Source organism: Bradyrhizobium sp. USDA 3262 (assembly GCF_054060035.1).
In genome coordinates this window covers 4,796,170-4,813,289 of the sequence record NZ_JBSSCT010000001.1, presented here as the reverse complement: position 1 = coordinate 4,813,289, position 17,120 = coordinate 4,796,170, and the positions used below count along the sequence as shown (strand labels likewise).

The following is a 17,120-nucleotide window of genomic DNA, read 5'->3' as shown; positions in this document are numbered from 1 at the left end:
AGCCGTTCGCCGGATGAAATTTCCGCAAGACGGTATCGGAGAGTGGAATGCCAGAGATCAAGGTTGTGACCGAAGTTGCCGGGCGTGTTTGCGCGCTTCCTGTCGAGACCGGCAGCAGCATCGGCAATGGCGACGAGATTGCGTTCGTCGAAGCGATGAAGATGGAAATACCGGTCACGTCGACGGCAGCAGGCAAAATCAAGTCGATTCTGGTCAAGATCGACGATGTCATCGCCGAAGGCCAGCCAGTCGCGATCGTCGAGACCTGAGATCCCGTCCTTGCCGTCCGGCCGCGACAATCTGTCCGGTGATGCAGCGGCCGAAATCGCCGGCTTGCGCCGGAGGTAGCGTTGCCATCGCCGGATCACGATGCAATCATCCCGCCCGGAAAAGTTTCGCACAGCGAAACAAAGGGAGGAATTATGATCCATCGGCTGATGGCGCTCGCGCCTGCCGCTCTTGCCGGCATTTCGATCTTCGCTGCCCTGCCGGCCTCGGCCGAGGACATCAAGCTGCCGCCGACCATGGCGGTGACCGCCTACGACACCGGCACCGCCGGCTTCAACATCGCGGTCGGCGTCGGCAAGATGATGAAGGACAAATACGGCACCGACGTCCGCGTGCTGCCGGCCGGCAACGACGTCGCGCGGCTCGCGCCGTTGCGCGCCAAGCGCGCGGTCTCCTCGGCGATGGGATCGGGTACCTATTTCGCGCAGGAAGGCGTGTTCGAGTTCGGCGCCAAGGAATGGGGTCCACAGCCGCTGCAGCTCATGCTGTCGTCGGTGGACTGCAATTGCGGCGCGCTCGGCGTGGCAGCCGATGCCGGCGTCAAGGAAATGAAGGACCTTCGCGGCAAGCGCGTCGGCTTCGTGGTCGGCTCGCCGGCGCTGAACCAGAATTCGCTCGCGATGCTGGCGTTCGGCGGCCTCACCCAGAAGGACGTCAAGATCGTGGAGTTCGCGAGCTACGGCGCGATGTGGAAAGGCCTGATCAACAACGACACCGATGCCGCCTTCGGCACCACGATCACCGGCCCCGCCAAGGAAGCCGAGACCTCGCCGCGCGGCTTGATGTGGCCGCCGCTGCCCGCCGACGACAAGGAAGGCTGGGCACGGGTGAAGAAGGTCGGCTCGTTCTTCTTCCCGCAAACCGCGACATGCGGCGCCGGCATCTCGCCGGACAAGCCGATCCAGCTCGGCAATTACCCCTATCCGATCTTCGTCGCCTATGCCGCGCAGCCGGCCGATCAGATCTATGCGATCACCAAGGCGATGATCGTCAACTACGACGCCTACAAGGATTCGGCGCCCGGCGCCGCCGGGCTCGGCGCCGACCGGCAGACCAAGAACTGGGTCGTCCCCGTGCATCCCGGTGCGGTGAAGGCGCTCAAGGAAGCCGGCCACTGGAGCGACGATCAGGAGACGCACAACAACGCGCTTTACAAGCGCCAGGAGGTGCTGGCCGCCGCCTGGACCGATTACGGCAAGTCGAACCCGCCGTCGGACGACAAGGCCTTCCTCGATGGCTGGATGAAGGCACGCGCGGCCGCACTTGCGAAAGCCAATATGCCCAACGGCTTCGAGTGAGGCCCGCCAACGCGCGATGAGATCGGATTAATCGTCATCGCGCTTCAGCTCGTTTGAGCAAGACCGCTTCGCACTTTTGCGGATCATGCTCTAGGCTACGGGCAAAAACGGACAACATTTGGGGGATGCGTAATGCCCGAGAACGCCGCGGCTGCGCCTGCGAAAAGAATCGAGTTTGAAGATCCGCATGCCGGTCTCGACAATCTGCAGGAGGCCGAGGTCACGCGCGTGCGCACCCTGCGCGGCGTGTGGCGCTGGGCGCTGGTGGTCGCAACCGCCGCAACCATCCTGCTCTGCATCAACCAGCAATTCTCGCTGCGCTTCTTCATCGACTATACCCAGCTCAACACCGAATATTTCTATCTCTTGATCGCGCTGATGCTGCCCTTCACGTTCCTGATCTTCCCCGGATCGGAGCGCGCGCCGCTGAACCGCATTCCCTGGTATGATCTCGCGCTTGCCGGCGCGACCTTCGCCGCCTCGATCTGGCTGATGCTGAACGTGCGCAAGGCGGCGCAATATGGCTGGGAGTCCGACGGCGCCCCGCGGAACGTCATCATCGCCGGCCTCGTGATGTGGGTGATGCTGATGGAGGCGCTGCGCCGGACCGGCGGCTGGAGCCTCCTGCTCAGCGTGCTCCCCTTCACCGTCTATCCGCTGTTCGCCGAGGCCAGCTGGCTCGGCCCGTTCCGCGGCTCGCAGCTGACGCTCGACCAGACCACGGCCTACCACGTGCTGTCCGGCGAGAGCCTGCTCGGCATTCCGATCCAGGCCTTCGCCGACACCGTGATCGGCTTTTTGGTGTTCGGCACCGCGCTGATGATGACCGGCGCCGGAAAATTCTTCATCAACCTCGCCTTCGCGCTGTGCGGCACGTTCCGCGGCGGCGCCGCCAAGGTCTGCATCTTCGCCTCCGGCCTGCTCGGCATGATGTCAGGCTCGATCGTCTCCAACGTGCTGACCGCCGGCACCATGACGATCCCGGTCATGAAGAAGAGCGGCTTCCGTGCCTCCTATGCCGGCGCGATCGAGGCCTGCGCCTCCACCGGCGCCGTGCTGGCGCCGCCGGTGATGGGCGCCACCGCGTTCGTGATCGCGCAGTTCCTCAATATCAGCTACGCGGAGGTCGCGGTGGCCGCGATCATCCCTGCGGCGCTCTACTATGTCGGCCTGTTCATGCAGGTGGACTCCTACGCCGCACGCCACGGGCTGAAGGGCATTCCGCGCGCCGAGCTGCCGCGGGTGATGGATACGATCAAGAACGGCTGGTACTACGTCTTCGTGATCGCGCTATTGATCGTGATGCTGCTGTATTTCAAGCGCGAAAGCCACGCGCCGTTCTACGCCACCGCGCTGCTGCTGGTGCTCAACCAGATCTTCTCCAAGGAGACCCGCTGGACGTTCGGGACAATCGGAAAATTCCTCGAGGTCAACGGCCGCACCTTCGTCGAACTGGTCGGCATCCTCGCGGGTTGCGGTCTCCTGATCGGGGCGTTCTCGATGACCGGCGTGGTCTCGAGCCTTGCCAACGATCTGTTGACGCTTGCCGGCGACAACGCGTTCCTGCTGCTCGCGATGTGCGCCTTCACCAGCCTGATCCTCGGCCTCGGGCTGACCACCACCGCCTGCTACATCTTCCTCGCCATCCTGGTCGCGCCCGCGCTGGAGAAGCTCGGGCTCAACCGGATGGCGGTGCACATGTTCATTTTCTACTGGGGCATGCTGTCCTCGATCACGCCGCCGGTCGCGATCGCCTCCTTCGCCGCGGCCGGCATTGCCGGCTCGCCGGCGATGAAGACCGGTTGGGAATCGATGTGGGTCGGCAGCATCATCTATTTCATCCCGTTCTTCTTCGTGCTGAACCCGGCGCTGGTGATGCAGGGGCCGAGCCCCTATCTCGCCGGCCTCGGCCTGATGGCGCTCGCGGCGTGCGGCACCCTGTTCATCTGCGGCGGCATCCAGGGCTACCAGGCCTTCGTCGGCGACCTCCGCGGCGCCGGTGCCCTGGAATGGCCGCTCCGGGTGCTGCTGGTGATCGGCGGCTTCGTGCTCGCGACGCCCGGCGGCGGCATCAACCCGCTGTCGCAGCTGCAGGTGTCGCTGCTGGGGCTCGCGATCCTCGCCCCGACGGTGCTGATCGCCTTGCTGCTGGTCCGCCGTCAGGCGCTGGTTCCGAACCAGTTGCGCGCGCCCTGATTGCGTTGCACAACAGGAGGCGATGAAACGATCGCCTCCTCCCGTCACCGCCACCACCACGGCCTGGTCCAGCTCGAAGCCGCCGCTACTGCGGTTTCTGCACACTTGTTACGCAGACTTCCTGCCGGAGGCCGCCGGCGCGGTTGCCGACTACATCCCCGAGCTCGGCAAGGCCGACCCGGCCCATTTTGGCATCAGCCTGGCGACGCTCGACGGCCACGTCTACGAGGTCGGCGACACCAGGGTGCCGTTCACCATCCAGTCGATGTCAAAGCCGTTCGTGTTCGCGCTGGCGCTGGATACGCTGGGCGCCGAGCGGGTGGAAGGCGTGATCGGCGTCGAGCCGTCCGGCGACCCCTTCAATTCGATCCGGCTCAATGCCGAGAACCACCCGTTCAATGCGATGGTCAATGCCGGCGCGATTGCCTGCTCCGGCCTGCTCCACGCCGACAAGGGCGACGGCGCGTTCGACTATATCCGCCAGGCGCTCGGCCGCTTCGCCGGCCGTGAGCTCGATGTCGACGAGGCGGTCTATGCTTCCGAGCGCGCCACCGGCGACCGCAACCGGGCGATCGGTTATCTCCTGCGCACCAACAGCGTGATCACCGAGAACGTGCCTGCGGTGCTCGACGTCTATTTCCGGCAATGTTCTATCCTGGTCACCGCGCGCGACACCGCCGTGATGGCGGCGACGCTGGCCAATCGTGGCATCAACCCGCTGACCGAGGAGCAAGTCGTGACGCCCTACGCCATCGCGCGCACGTTGTCGGTGATGACCTCGTCGGGCATGTACGACTACGCCGGCGAATGGATCTACCGCGTCGGCATCCCCGCCAAGAGCGGCGTCGGCGGCGGCATTCTGGCGGCGCTGCCGGCGCGGCTCGGGCTCGGCAGCTATTCGCCAAAACTCGACAAGCACGGCAACAGCGTGCGCGGCATCAAGGTGTGCGAGACGCTGTCGGCGCATTACGACCTGCATATGCTGAACCGCAGCGACGACGCGCGCCACAGCATCATCGCCGACTACAATATCGGCAAGAACCCGTCACGGCGGGTGCGCCGGCCGCAGGAACAGGAGATTCTGGCAAGGCACTTCCAGGAGGTGCGCGTGATCGAGCTGGTCGGCACCCTGTCACTCTCCAATGTCGACTATGTCTCGCGCCGCCTCGCCGGCAGCCCGCGGCCGGAATTCGTGATTTTCGATTTGCGCCGCGTCACCGCGACGACCCGTGCGGGCGCGAGGCTGGTGGCCGAGGCCTTCCAGGAACTGGCCGAGCTCGGCGTCACCGTGATCCTTTCCGGCATCAAGCGGACCTCGCGCGAATGGGCGACGATCAGCGAGTGGACCAGGCGGCTCGGCAATATCAGGGATTTCTACCTGCTCGACACTGCGATCGAGTGGGCCGAGGACCAGATCGTCTACCGCTATGGCGGCTCGATCGACTTCCTCGAGACCACGGAGCTTGCCGAGCAGCCGCTGCTCGCCGGATTGAGCGAACAGGAGATCGCCGACCTCACCCCGCTCTGCACGGTCAGGACCTACCAGCCCAATGAGAAGATCATCGCCGCGGGCAGTGAGGCGACCTCACTGTACTTCCTGCGCAGTGGCGTGGTCCACGTCACCCTGCCCGACGGCATCCGGCTCGCGACGCTGACCGCCGGCATGGCGTTCGGCGAGATGGCGCTGTTGGAGCCGAAGCGGATCGCGGACGTGGTCGCCGACATGTCGGCGACCACCTACGAAGTGACGATCGAGGATTTCGAGCGCTTCCGCGAGCAACATCCGCGCGCCGGCGAGCGGATCATGCGCAACCTCGCGCAAATCCTCGCCGAACGGCTGATCCTGGCGAATGCCAAGGTCGATCTGCTGACGTCGGGGTAGGTCTCCTGTTCTCCCTCTCCCCGCCCTTCGCGGCGAGAGGGTCGGTGTGAGGAGCAGCATCCGCAATATGACTTCGAGTTAGACTCGCGGAGATTCCCCCTCACCCGGACCGCATTCCGCTTCGCTGCATGCGCTCCGGCCTCTCCCCGCAGGCGGGGCGAGGCGAAGGACTCCGCGACGCGATCCGTTCAGCTCACCACTTCCGTCACCGGCTGCATGTCGATCTCGAAGGTTTCGAGAAATTTCGACGTCATGATGTAGAATCCGACCGAGAGCTGCAGCTCGATCAGCGCGGCCGGCGTCAGCTTCGCCGCGATCGTCTTGAAGGTCGCGTCGGTCGGCTTCTTCAGCTTGACGATCTCGTCGGTGAAGGCGAGCGCCGCGCGCTGCACCTCGTTGAAGCAGGTTGCGGACTGCCAGTCCTCGAGCGCGGCGTTCTGCTCGTCGGTCACGCCGACATTCTTGCCGATGCGCTTGTGCGCGACGATCTCGTAAGGTGCCTCGCAGAGAATGCCGGTGCGCGTGATCGCAAGCTCGCGGACGACAGGATCGAGTTCGCCCTTGTGGCGGATCGCGCCGCCGAGCCGGCAGTACTGTTCAAAGTAACTTGGCGAATGCGCCATCATGCGAAAGATGTTGGCGTTGCGGTTCTTGTCGAGGATCTCGCGGGTACGCGGGCTTGCCTTCGCGGGATCGGAGTAGTCGATACGGGCCATTTCCTAACCTTGATCTTGCTGTCGTTTCTGTCGGGTTCCGAAACACTAGAGCCTTTTCCGTTCCGATGAAATCGGAACGGGGCTCTAGATCCTTGTTTTGACGCGTTTTCTTCACACGAACCGGTATCCACTTCGCTCGAAAACGCTCTGTACGGGCTGCTGTCGCAGGAGCAACACGCGCGAGTCAAATTGCCGCCGCATTCCCAGACAACCTTGTCACAGTCGATATTCGCTGAGTGGGGACTCGTCAAAAGCGAATGCTCGACGCGGGGTGTTCCGAGTAAAAAATCTGGCCGTCTTGCGCGCAATTCGCGCAACGATGAGTCACGCCCAAGTCTAGGGGAAACGCATGAAGGAAGCCACCAAGAGGGCGGCCTCGGAAGCGCTTGCGCAAATGCTGGCGGTGACGGCGATGCTCGTCATCGCCAGCTTCATCTTTTATTGGCACTGAGGCATGATCCGGAAAAGTGTGTAGCGGTTTTCCGAAAGATCATGCCCAAACAAGTTATCCGCAAACTATGAGGGGCAAGAGCGAACCAGTTCAGCTTGGTCTTGCGTTCTGACTGGATCGTTCAGCCCCTCATTTCGCCTTTGCGAAATACGGAACCAGCCGTCCCGCGAATTGCGTGAAGCGCGCCGCGACCTTGTCGCCGATGGCGAGGTCGTTGTCGCCATGGGCCATCATGCGAAAGCCCTCGTCGGCATCGACAAGCACGATGTTGTACGGCACATGCGCCCGCGTCTCCGGCGTCGCGGCGCGGCAGACCAGCGAGGTCGCATACACCGTCCCTGCCCCGCTCGCGCCATGCTCGGCAAGATCGGGCGAACCGCAGGCGGCGCAAAAGCTGCGGCGGAAATATTGCCGCGCGCCGCAGGCGTTGCAGGTCTGGTAGACGATGGCTTCAGTGCCCTGGGTCCAGTCCGCGATCGGTCCGCTCATCGCACGCGCTCCAGGAACATGCTGACATGCGACGACAGCACCCCGCCATCGCCGTGCAGCAGCGCCACCGAGGCGTCGCGCACCTGACGATTCTCGGCACGGCCGGTCATCTGCAGATGGGTTTCGACCAGATGCGCCATCGCACCGCCGACGCCGCAATGGCCGTAACTGAGCAGGCCGCCATGGGTATTGAGCGGCATCTCGCCATCCTGATTGAAATAGCCGGCGCGCACCCGCGCCGCCGCCTCGCCGCGTCCGGCGAGGCCGAGATCCTCCAGCAGCATCGCGAGCGTGATCGTGAAGCTGTCATAGACCGCGGCGTAGCGCACGTCCGGGATCGCGATGCCCGACACGTCCTTCGCCTTCGCGATCGAAATCTCGGCGCCGAGCTCGCTGAGCGCGGGCGCGGCGGTGATATGCTGATGGGTATGCGCCTGCGCACAGCCGCGGACGCGGACCCGCCGCTCGCCGGTCGGCTCGCGGCTGATCACGCACGCCGCACCGCCGTCCGACACCGGACAGCAATCGAGCAGCTTGAGCGGCATCGCCACGGGCTTGGAGGCCATCACGTCGGCAACCGTGATTGGGTCGTGGAATTGCGCGCCGGGATGCGTCAGCGCGTGCTTGCGCATCAGCACCGCGAACTCGGCAAGGTCTTCCTGCGTGAGGCCGTATTCATGCATGTAGCGCGTCGCGACCAGGCCGTAATAGGCCGGGATCGTCGGCCCCAGCGTCACCTCGTAATCCGGATGCCCGACCTGCGCCAGCGCCTGGATTGAGGTGTCGCGGCTCTGCCCGGTCAGCCGGTTCTCGCCGCCGACCACCAGCACGTGTTTTGCAACACCGGCGTCGACCAGATGATGCGCCAGCATGGTCATCGCAAGCCCGGTGGCGCCGCCGACCTGGACGGCGTGCGCGTATGACGGGCGAATGCCGAAGTGCTCGGCGAATACAGTGGCCAGCATGATGTGCGGCGAGACCGTGGAGTAGCCGCACAGGATGCCGTCGATGTCGGAGCGCTTCAGCCCGGCATCCGAGATCGCAAGCTCGGCCGCCCTGCTCATCAGGTCGAGCGAGGACAGGCCCTCATGTTTGCCGTAGGACGTGAGGCCGACGCCGGTGACGAAGCTCATCTGTTCACCTCCCCTTGCAAAGGGGAGGTCGGCTTGCGCAAGCAAGCCGGGTGGGGATCTGTCTCCACACCACCCGCTCTCGCCTGTGGCTGACCCCCACCCTGCCCTCCCCCTTTCAGGGGGAGGGAAAACACAACGACGTCTGTGCGCGAGCCCATTCTCATCAATACGACTTCGGAAGGCCGAGCACCTTCTCGCCGATGAAGCTGAGGATCAGCTGCGGGCTGATCGGCGCGATGCGGGGGATCAGCGATTCCCGCAAATAGCGCTCGACGTGATACTCCTTGGCGTAGCCGAAGCCGCCATGGGTCATCACCGCCTGCTCGCAGGCATGGAAGCCGGCTTCCGCCGCGAGATATTTTGCGGAGTTCGCCGCGGGACCGCAGGGCAGGTTCTGGTCATACTGCCAGCCCGCGCGCAGCACCATCAGCCAGGCAGCCTCGAGCTCCATCCAGCACTTCGCCAGCGGATGCTGGATCGCCTGGTTCATGCCGATCGGCCGGTTGAACACGATGCGGCCCTTGGCATATTCCGACGCCCGCTTCAGCGCGATCTGGCCGAGGCCGACAGCTTCAGCCGCGATCAGGATGCGTTCGGGATTCATGCCGTGCAGGATGTATTCGAAGCCGCGGCCCTCCTCGCCGATGCGGTCCTCGACCGGGATCTCGAAATTCTCGAAGAACAGCTCGTTGGAATCGACCGGCTTGCGGCCCATCTTCTCGATCTCGTGCACGGTGACGCGCTTGCGGTCGAAATCGGTGTAGAACAGGCTGAGGCCATGGGTCGGGCTTCGCACCTCCTCCAGCGGCGTGGTGCGCGCGAGCAGCAGTATCTTGTTGGCGACCTGCGCGGTCGAGATCCACACCTTCTGGCCGTTGACGATGTATTTGTCGCCCTGGCGCACCGCGCGGGTCTTGAGCTGCGTTGTGTTGAGGCCGGTGTTGGGCTCGGTCACCGCGAAGCAGGACTTGTCGCGACCGTCGATGATCGGCGGCAGCATGCGCTGGCATTGTTCCTTGGTGCCGAACACCACCACCGGATTGAGCCCGAACACGTTCATATGCACCGCGGACGCGCCGGACATGCCGGCGCCGGATTCGGAGATCGTGCGCATCATGATCGCGGCATCGGTGATGCCGAGCCCGGAGCCGCCATACTCCTCGGGAATGCAGATGCCGAGCCAGCCGGCATCGGCCAGCGCGCGGTGGAAGTCGGCCGGATAGCCGCCCTCCTTGTCCTTCTTCAGCCAGTAGGCCTCGTCAAAGCGCGAGCAGATCTTGGCGACGGCATCGCGGATCGATTCCTGGTTGGCGGAGAGTGCGAAATCCATCTGTCGTGCTCCTATGCCTGCACCGCTTTGGCCGCGCCGTCGCGCACCATCGCCGCAATCTCCTCGGTGGAGAAACCTGCCTCCTGCAAAATCTCCGCGCTGTGCTCGCCGAGCCGCGGCGCCAGCCGGCTCGGCTCAACTTTGGTCTCCGACCACCGCGCCGACGGCGTCATGCTGCGGATCCGGCCCTCGGTCGGGTGATTGACCACGGGGAAGACGCCGGTCGCGACCATATGCGGATCTTCCAGCAGGCTCTCGAGATCGTGCATAGGCATCACGGGCACGTCGGCCTTTTCGAGGATATCGTTCCACTCGGCCGTGGTCTTGGTCTGGAGAATACGCGCGAGCTCGGCGTAGACGACATCGATATTGGTGGCGCGGCCGGCGAAGGTCGCGAATTTCGGATCGCTGCGCAGATCGTCGCGACCGGTCGCCTTGAAGAAATTCTCCCACTGCTTGTCGTTGTAGACGATCACGCAGATATAGCCATCGAGCGTCTTGTACGGCCGCCGGTCCGGCGACAGATGCCGCGCATAGCCGCCCTTGTCGAGCGGCGGATCGTAGGTCAGGCCGCCCATGTGATCGCCCATGACGAAGCCGGCCATGGTCTCGAACATCGGAATGTCGACGCGCTGGCCCTGCCCGGTGCGATCGCGATGCACGAGGCTCGCACAGATCGCGCCGACCGCAGTGAGGCCGACGATGCGATCGACCAGCGCGTTCGGCACATAGCGCGGCACGCCGTCCGAGGTTTGCGCCATCAGCGCCGGCAGCGCGGTCGCGCCCTGGATCAGGTCGTCATAGGCGGGCTTGGCGGCATAAGGTCCCTCCTGGCCGAAGCCGAACACGCCGGCGTAGATCAGCCGCGGGTTGACCTTGGAAACGACGTCATAGCCGAGCTGCAGCCGCGCCATCGCCTGCGGGCGCACATTGTAGACCAGCACGTCGGCCTGCGCGATCAGCCGCAGCACCGCCTCGCGCCCCGCCGGCTTCTTCAGATCGAGGCAAACCGAGCGCTTGCTGCGGTTGGTGTTGAGGAACACCGGTCCCATGCCGGGATGCCGCGTCGGACCGATCTGCCGCGTCACGTCGCCATCGGGCGATTCCACCTTGATGACGTCGGCGCCGTAATCGCCAAGCATCTGCGTGGCGTAGGGTCCCATCAGCACGGTCGTCATGTCGACGACCTTGATACCCTGCAGTGGTCCCATCGTCCTGTTCGCTCCCGGATGTCGTGGTTATGGAGCTAGTAACGGGAGCTTTTCAAAGAGATCAAGCTGCGCCGGGCGTATGGGCGTATGCATGGCGGCGGCCGGAACGCTTCCGTACGGCGGAACGCGGATGGGCTAAACGAAGCGTATTCACCGCCGCCCTTATGCCGGCGACTGCCCCGTCATCACCTCGCGCGCCTTCAGGAGCCTTTCCAGTTCCGCATTCTGCTGCTCGAGCCGCTCGGCGATGCGCTCCTCGACTTCGGCGCCGGCTGCGCCCGCGGCCTGCTCGATCAGCTGCCTGATATTGTCCCGGAGGATCGCGATACGATCGTTCACTTCCGACAGCGACAGAGACGTCTCGATTCCCATGGTCCGTTCTCCCGGTGACAAGCACGGGCAGCTTAGCGCGGCGGGAGGTCCCGGCCTATCCCTTAACCGCTCTAGTGACCCCAATCCCTACTGTGCATGGGGTTGTTTTCGATATTTTCGATTCAACCCAGCCTCGCCGCGATTTAGCCCATGCCTTTGGCCAGCATCTCCCGCAGCGCGGTCTTCAGCACCTTGCCATAATTGTTCTTCGGCAGTGCATCGAGATAGACATAACGCTTCGGCCGCTTGAAGCGGGCGATCGAGGCAAGGCAATGCGCGTCGAGCCTGCCGTCGTCGGCGGTAGCGCCATCCGCCAGCACGACGCAGGCGACGACGATCTCGCCCCACTCCGGATCCGGCACGCCGATGGCCGAGACCTCGCGGACATCTGGATGGGTCAGCAGGGCTTCCTCGACCTCGCGCGGATAGATGTTGGTGCCGCCGGAGATGATCACGTCCTTGGAGCGGTCCGACAGCGTGAGGAAACCGTCGGCGTCGAGCCGGCCGACATCGCCGGTGCGCAGCCAGCCGTCCTTCAGCGTCTCGGCATTGGCCTTCGGATTGTTCCAGTAGCCGAGCATCACGGTCGCGCCCTTGACCTCGATCTCGCCGGTCTCCCCGGCTGGCAGCGGGTTGCCGTCCTTGTCGGTGATGCGCACGGTGACGACGCTCTGCGCCAGCCCGACCGAAGCCAGCCGTTCGAGATAGCGCGGATGATCGCTCCGGGCGTGCCAGCCGCGCGACAGCGCCGTGATGGTCATCGGCGACTCGCCCTGGCCATAGATCTGCACGAAGCGCTGGCCCATCGTCGCGATCGCATCGATGATGTCGGCCGTGTACATCGGACCGCCGCCATAGATGATGGTGCGCAGTCCCTCGCCGTTCTCGCCGCGCTTCTTGGCGGCATCGACCAGGCGGCGCACCATCGTGGGGGCCGCGAACATCACGACATTGTCGAGCTGGCGGCCGAAGTTGAGCACCTCGTCCGGATCGAAGCCGCCGGACTCCGGCACGACGTGGCGGCCGCCCATCCGGACGTGCGGGAAGTTGTAGAGGCCGGCGCCATGCGAGATCGGCGCGGCATAGAGCGAGGCATCGTGCGGCGTCGCCGGATCGACGTCGGCGAGATAGCACAGCGACATCGCGACCAGATTGCCGTGGCTGAGCATCACGCCTTTGGGACGGCCCGTGGTGCCCGATGTATAGAACAGCCAGGCGAGATCGTTGTTTTCGCGCGGCAGCGGCGCAGGCGTGCCCTCGCCGCTTCGCATGGTCTTGTAAGCGTCGCTGTCGACCGAAAGCGTGGTCATGCCGGCGGGGCAGTCGTCCTTCGCCTCGTTCAACGCACCGATCGTGTCATCGGAGACGAAGGCGAGCTTGGCGCCGCCATTGCCGCAGATCCACGCCGCCTCACGGCCGTGCAACTTGGCGTTGATCGGGATCGCGACGGCGCCGATCCACCAGATGCCGTAGAGGCATTCGAGATATTGCGTGCAGTTCGACGCAAACAGCGCGACGCGGTCGTCGGCGGCAATGCCGTGATCACGCGCCAGCGCCGCCCCGATCGAGGCGGCGCGGCCGGCAAAGGTGACATAGTCGGCGTCGAGATCGAAACCGGTCAGCAGCGCCGGAGCGTCGGGACGCGCCCGTGCCGTCGCTGCCAGCCATTCGGCAATGTTCAAGCTACTTCGCCGGCTCGAGGATCGAGACGTAGTTGGCGACCGCGGCACCGCCCATGTTGAAGATGCCGCCGATCTGCGGGTTCTTGAGCTGCATGCCCTCGGGCGCCTGCCCCGTGAGCTGCATCGCGCTCATCACATGCATGGAGACGCCGGTCGCGCCGATCGGGTGGCCCTTGGCCTTGAGTCCGCCGGACGGATTGACCGGCAGCTTGCCGTCCTTCTGGGTCCAGCCTTCCATGATCGCGCGCGCGCCCTGTCCCTTCGGCGTCAGGCCCATCGCTTCATATTCGATCAGCTCGGCGACGGTGAAGCAGTCATGGGTCTCGACGAAGGACAGGTCGGAGAGCTGCAGGCCGGCCTTCTGCAGCGCGCGCTGCCAGGCGGTGGTGCAGCCCTCGAACTGCAGGATGTCGCGCTTGGACATCGGCAGGAAATCCTGCGCATGCGCGGTGGCGCGGATGTTCACCGCCTTGCCCATGGTCCTGGCGGTCTCGGCGTCGGTCAGCACCAGCGCGGCAGCGCCGTCCGAGACCAGCGAGCAGTCGGTGCGCTTCAAGGGACCGGCGACGAACGGGTTCTTGTCGCTCTCGGCGCGGCAGAACTCGAAGCCGAAATCCTTGCGCATCTGCGCATAGGGATTGGCGACGCCGTTCTTGTGGTTCTTGGCGGCGATCATCGCCAGCGCATCGGACTGGTCGCCGTATTTCTGGAAATAGGCCTGCGCGATCTTGCCGAACACGCCGGCGAAGCCGCCGACCGTGTCGCCATCCTCGGGCAGATACGACGCCTTGAGCAGGTTCTTGCCGATCTCCGGGCCCGGCGTCTTCGTCATCTGCTCGACGCCGACCACCAGCACGATCTTCGCGGCGCCGGCTTCGATGGCGCGGATGCCCTGATGCACGGCGGCCGAGCCCGTGGCGCAGGCATTCTCGACGCGGGTGGTCGGCTTGAAGCGCAGCGCCGGATTGGCCTGCAGCACCAGCGAGGCAGTAAAATCCTGCGGCGAGAAGCCGGCGTTGAAATGGCCGAGCATGATCTCGTCGACATCGGACGCGGCGATGCCGGCGTCAGCCAGCGCCTCGTTGGCGACCTTGACCACGAGACCCTCGACGGTCTCCGCGTCGAACTTTCCGAATGGCGTGTGCGCCCAACCCACGATGCTGGCGGTCATGGCTGTATCTCCCTGTTCCTGTTCGGAGAGTTATGTAGCGTATCTCGAGAGCGTTTTCGAGCGAAGTGGACACCGGTTCGCGTGAAGAAAACGCGTCAAAACCAGAATCTAGAACCCCGTTTCTATCGGAACGGAGTTCTAGCCGGCTTTCAGCGTTTTCATCGCCGTCGCGCACATGGCGGTTATGCCGGCCCAATTGCCGGCGCGGATATCGGCCGCCGGGCACAGCCAGGAACCGCCGACCGCCAGCACATTCGGCTCGGCCAGCCAGATCGCCGCATTGGCCTCACCGACCCCGCCGGTCGGGCACACCCTGACCTGCGGAAATGGCCCGGCCAGAGCCCGCAGTGCCTTGATACCGCCCGCCTGCTCGGCCGGGAAGAATTTGACGACGTCGAAGCCGTGGGCCAGCGCCTGCATCAGCTCGGAGGCGGTCGCGATCCCCGGCGCGAAGGGCAGCCGGCTGGCGGCTGCCGCCGTCAACAGCTCGGGCGTCGCACCCGGGCTGATGCCGAATTTGGCGCCCAGCGCCTCGGCGCGCGCCAGGTCGTCACCACTGAGGATCGTGCCGATCCCGACGATCGCCTCCGGCACACCGGCGATGATGGCCCTGGCCGCATCGACCGCGACCGCCGTCCGCAGCGTCACCTCGAGCGTCCGCACGCCGCCGGCGACCAGCGCCTTCGCAAGCGGCACCGCGTCCTCGAGCCGCTCGATGGTCAGCACCGGGATCACGGTGGCCTGGCGGATCAGCTCGGCGATCTGGTCCTGCTTCGATGTCGTTGTCATTGCGAGGCCTTGCGGGATGATGGGAGACGAAGCGCCTTTTTCGGCGGCATGGCGTAGCGCGGAATGATCGCGCCGGGATAGCACACCACGACACCGGCCAGCCGATGGCCGGCGCGCGCGGCCTCCTCGGGCTCGGCGCCGCCGAGCCGCGCGGCGAGATAGGCTGCGGCAAAGCTGTCGCCGGCCGCGGTGGTATCGACCACCGGCTTGGTGAGCTGCTCCGCCTTCACCTCGCGCGTTCCGCCGGCCGAGCGCACGATGCAGGCCGGCTCGGCGAGCTTCAGCACCACCTCGGGGCTTGAGATGCCCGCCAGCAGCGCCGTGTTGCTCTCGCCGGGATAAAGCGGCGCCAGATCCTCGGTCGAGGCAAGCACGATATCGGCCGTCTCGAACGCGCTGCTGAAGACCTTCCGCGCGACGTTCAGGTCCGGCCAGCCGCGGGCGCGGAAATTGGTGTCGAACGCAAACCGCGTCCCCAGCAGCCGCGCACGCTTCAGCGCCGCCAGCAATCGCTCCCGCCCATCCTCGCGCAGGATCGAGAGCGTGATCGCCGAGAGATAGACGACGTCATAGGTCGCGAGCGAGTTCAGGATGTCTTCCGTTTCGGGCAGATCCATCAGGTCGCGGGCGGCGGCGCTGTCGCGCCAATGGAAGAAGCGCCGCTCGCCCTTGTCGTCGGTCTGGATCAGATAGAGGCCGGGCAGCTTGCCCGCCGATCGCGCGACATGCTTGGTGCCGATGCCTTCACTCGCCCAGCCCGCGATCATCTCATCGCTCAGCGCATCATCGCCGAGCGCCGTGAAGTAATCGACGTGGATGCCGAGCCGGGACAGATAGACCGCGGTGTTGAGCGTGTCGCCGCCAAAGGAGCGCGAATACAACCCGCCGAGCTGGCCGCCAGGGGCCTGGCGCAGCTCGATCATGCATTCGCCGATGCTGGCAACTCTGGTCATCTCAAGCGCCGCGCTAAAGCGCGATGAAGCCTGGTTGCATCATCATCGCGCCTTAGCCCCTTGTCTGAGCATGATCTTCTCGGAAAACCGCTTCGCACTTCTCCGGATCATGCTTTAGCCCGGACGCCGCTCAGGCGGCGAACTTGCCGCCGAGTTCGTCCTCGATATGGATCCGGATGATGTCGTCGAACGTCTTCTCGGCCGTGGTGAAGCCGAGCTTCAGCGCGCGGTCGGTGGCGAAATCGCGCGGCCAGCCCGAGACGATGCTGATGATGGTCGGATCAGGCACCCGCTTGATCCGCGCGGTGACGTTCTTGCCGGCGACGCGCTCGAGCGACGCGATCTGCTCGCCGACGGTGACGGACATCCCGGGCATGCTGAGATTGCGCCGCGGCCCCATCGCATTGAGATCCATCGTGCCGGCGTGAACCAGAAAGCCGACCGCCGATTTCGGCGAGGCGTGCCAGTGCCGGACGTCCTCGGAGACCGGCAGCACCGCCTCCTCGCCCGCCAGCGGCTCGCGGATGATATTCGAGAAGAAGCCGGACGCCGCCTTGTTCGGCTTGCCCGGACGCACGCAGATTGTCGGCAGGCGGATCGAGATCCCGTCGAGCAGGCCCTTGCGGGTGTAATCGTTGATCAGGAGCTCGCAAATCGACTTCTGGGTGCCATAGCTCGTCAGCGGCGTATGGAAGAATTCGTCGCCGATCTTCTCGGGGAACGGCGCGCCGAACACCGCGATCGAGGACGTGAACACCAGCCGCGGCTTGTAGCCGCCGCCGACGGCACGGATGGCGTCGATCAGATAGCGGGTGCCGTCGAGGTTGATCCGGTAGCCCTTGTCGAACTCGGCCTCGGCCTCGCCCGAGACGATCGCGGCGAGATGGAAGATCACCTCGGGACGCTCGGCGATCAGCGGCGCCGCGGCGCCGGCATCGGCGAAATCGGATGCGACCACATTGACCGGGATCGAGGCATTCGCGGGCTTGGCCGGCGCGACCACGTCCTGCAGCGTCATCCGGGTGATCTCCTGCTTGCCGAGGCGGCCCTCGCGCAAGAGACGCTCGGTCAGCTTGCGGCCGACCATGCCGGCGGCGCCCAGAATCAGAATGTGCACGACCCTGCTCCTTTTCTTGTCTTGTTCGAATTCAGCTGCGGG

15 protein-coding genes are annotated in these 17,120 nt (G+C 65.0%); 4 read left to right on the top strand and 11 right to left on the bottom strand.

All coding sequences use genetic code 11. The annotated features are described in order from the left end of the window. Positions 1 to 47 precede the first annotated feature (47 nt). From ACVWYP_RS21965 to glsA, 4 genes are all read left to right on the top strand, one after another. A complete protein-coding gene (locus ACVWYP_RS21965; protein ID WP_304499774.1) occupies positions 48 to 269 on the top strand; it encodes an acetyl-CoA carboxylase biotin carboxyl carrier protein subunit in 222 nt (73 codons plus the stop codon). Between the two features lie 153 nt (positions 270 to 422). After that, positions 423 to 1,586 (top strand): TAXI family TRAP transporter solute-binding subunit, encoded by a 1,164-nt coding sequence (locus ACVWYP_RS21960; protein WP_028344643.1) that lies wholly within the window; start codon positions 423 to 425, stop codon positions 1,584 to 1,586. Positions 1,587 to 1,718: 132 nt separating this feature from the next. Then, positions 1,719 to 3,782, top strand: coding sequence for a TRAP transporter permease (locus tag ACVWYP_RS21955; RefSeq protein WP_304499773.1), 2,064 nt, complete (start codon positions 1,719 to 1,721; stop codon positions 3,780 to 3,782). 22 nt (positions 3,783 to 3,804) lie between these two features. Beyond that, on the top strand, positions 3,805 to 5,664 hold the full coding sequence (glsA, locus tag ACVWYP_RS21950) for a glutaminase A (RefSeq protein ID WP_304499772.1): 1,860 nt from the start codon (positions 3,805 to 3,807) through the stop codon (positions 5,662 to 5,664). A gap of 188 nt (positions 5,665 to 5,852) precedes the next feature. Here glsA and ACVWYP_RS21945 read toward each other — a convergent pair whose 3' ends face one another. From ACVWYP_RS21945 to denD, 11 genes are all read right to left on the bottom strand, one after another. Further along, complete coding sequence (locus tag ACVWYP_RS21945; protein WP_038384111.1) at positions 5,853 to 6,380, bottom strand: carboxymuconolactone decarboxylase family protein; 528 nt, start codon at positions 6,378 to 6,380, stop codon at positions 5,853 to 5,855. Between the two features lie 580 nt (positions 6,381 to 6,960). Next, complete coding sequence (locus ACVWYP_RS21940) at positions 6,961 to 7,320, bottom strand: Zn-ribbon domain-containing OB-fold protein (protein ID WP_304499771.1); 360 nt, start codon at positions 7,318 to 7,320, stop codon at positions 6,961 to 6,963. Beyond that, on the bottom strand, positions 7,317 to 8,453 hold the full coding sequence (locus ACVWYP_RS21935) for a thiolase family protein (RefSeq protein ID WP_304499770.1): 1,137 nt from the start codon (positions 8,451 to 8,453) through the stop codon (positions 7,317 to 7,319). Before ACVWYP_RS21935 ends, ACVWYP_RS21940 begins: the two co-directional genes overlap by 4 nt. A gap of 163 nt (positions 8,454 to 8,616) precedes the next feature. After that, positions 8,617 to 9,783, bottom strand: coding sequence for an acyl-CoA dehydrogenase family protein (locus tag ACVWYP_RS21930; protein ID WP_028344637.1), 1,167 nt, complete (start codon positions 9,781 to 9,783; stop codon positions 8,617 to 8,619). 11 nt (positions 9,784 to 9,794) lie between these two features. Then, positions 9,795 to 10,994, bottom strand: a complete 1,200-nt coding sequence (locus ACVWYP_RS21925) for a CaiB/BaiF CoA transferase family protein (protein ID WP_304499769.1) — start codon at positions 10,992 to 10,994, stop codon at positions 9,795 to 9,797. Between the two features lie 162 nt (positions 10,995 to 11,156). Then, complete coding sequence (locus ACVWYP_RS21920; RefSeq protein ID WP_016847187.1) at positions 11,157 to 11,366, bottom strand: hypothetical protein; 210 nt, start codon at positions 11,364 to 11,366, stop codon at positions 11,157 to 11,159. A 143-nt stretch (positions 11,367 to 11,509) separates the two neighbouring features. Continuing rightward, the gene (locus ACVWYP_RS21915) at positions 11,510 to 13,048 is read right to left on the bottom strand and encodes a class I adenylate-forming enzyme family protein (protein WP_304499768.1); all 1,539 of its coding nucleotides are present in this window, start codon (positions 13,046 to 13,048) and stop codon (positions 11,510 to 11,512) included. A 1-nt stretch (position 13,049) separates the two neighbouring features. Next, on the bottom strand, positions 13,050 to 14,219 hold the full coding sequence (locus ACVWYP_RS21910; RefSeq protein WP_304499767.1) for an acetyl-CoA acetyltransferase: 1,170 nt from the start codon (positions 14,217 to 14,219) through the stop codon (positions 13,050 to 13,052). A 138-nt stretch (positions 14,220 to 14,357) separates the two neighbouring features. Next, complete coding sequence (gene eda / locus ACVWYP_RS21905) at positions 14,358 to 15,008, bottom strand: bifunctional 4-hydroxy-2-oxoglutarate aldolase/2-dehydro-3-deoxy-phosphogluconate aldolase (RefSeq protein WP_028344633.1); 651 nt, start codon at positions 15,006 to 15,008, stop codon at positions 14,358 to 14,360. Continuing rightward, positions 15,005 to 15,961, bottom strand: a complete 957-nt coding sequence (locus ACVWYP_RS21900; protein WP_304499766.1) for a sugar kinase — start codon at positions 15,959 to 15,961, stop codon at positions 15,005 to 15,007. The genes eda and ACVWYP_RS21900 overlap by 4 nt, the downstream gene beginning before the upstream one ends. Before the next feature lie 130 nt (positions 15,962 to 16,091). After that, complete coding sequence (gene denD / locus ACVWYP_RS21895) at positions 16,092 to 17,078, bottom strand: D-erythronate dehydrogenase (RefSeq protein ID WP_028344631.1); 987 nt, start codon at positions 17,076 to 17,078, stop codon at positions 16,092 to 16,094. Positions 17,079 to 17,120: the final 42 nt, after the last annotated feature.

Bases quoted from the DNA above. Each gene is read 5' to 3' on its own strand.
- ACVWYP_RS21965 (WP_304499774.1), top strand. From the start codon at position 48: ATGCCAGAGATCAAGGTTGTGACCGAAGTTGCCGGGCGTGTTTGCGCG.
- ACVWYP_RS21960 (WP_028344643.1), top strand. From the start codon at position 423: ATGATCCATCGGCTGATGGCGCTCGCGCCTGCCGCTCTTGCCGGCATT.
- ACVWYP_RS21955 (WP_304499773.1), top strand. From the start codon at position 1,719: ATGCCCGAGAACGCCGCGGCTGCGCCTGCGAAAAGAATCGAGTTTGAA.
- glsA (WP_304499772.1), top strand. From the start codon at position 3,805: ATGAAACGATCGCCTCCTCCCGTCACCGCCACCACCACGGCCTGGTCC.
- ACVWYP_RS21945 (WP_038384111.1), bottom strand. From the start codon at position 6,380: ATGGCCCGTATCGACTACTCCGATCCCGCGAAGGCAAGCCCGCGTACC.
- ACVWYP_RS21940 (WP_304499771.1), bottom strand. From the start codon at position 7,320: ATGAGCGGACCGATCGCGGACTGGACCCAGGGCACTGAAGCCATCGTC.
- ACVWYP_RS21935 (WP_304499770.1), bottom strand. From the start codon at position 8,453: ATGAGCTTCGTCACCGGCGTCGGCCTCACGTCCTACGGCAAACATGAG.
- ACVWYP_RS21930 (WP_028344637.1), bottom strand. From the start codon at position 9,783: ATGGATTTCGCACTCTCCGCCAACCAGGAATCGATCCGCGATGCCGTC.
- ACVWYP_RS21925 (WP_304499769.1), bottom strand. From the start codon at position 10,994: ATGGGACCACTGCAGGGTATCAAGGTCGTCGACATGACGACCGTGCTG.
- ACVWYP_RS21920 (WP_016847187.1), bottom strand. From the start codon at position 11,366: ATGGGAATCGAGACGTCTCTGTCGCTGTCGGAAGTGAACGATCGTATC.
- ACVWYP_RS21910 (WP_304499767.1), bottom strand. From the start codon at position 14,219: ATGACCGCCAGCATCGTGGGTTGGGCGCACACGCCATTCGGAAAGTTC.
- eda (WP_028344633.1), bottom strand. From the start codon at position 15,008: ATGACAACGACATCGAAGCAGGACCAGATCGCCGAGCTGATCCGCCAG.
- ACVWYP_RS21900 (WP_304499766.1), bottom strand. From the start codon at position 15,961: ATGACCAGAGTTGCCAGCATCGGCGAATGCATGATCGAGCTGCGCCAG.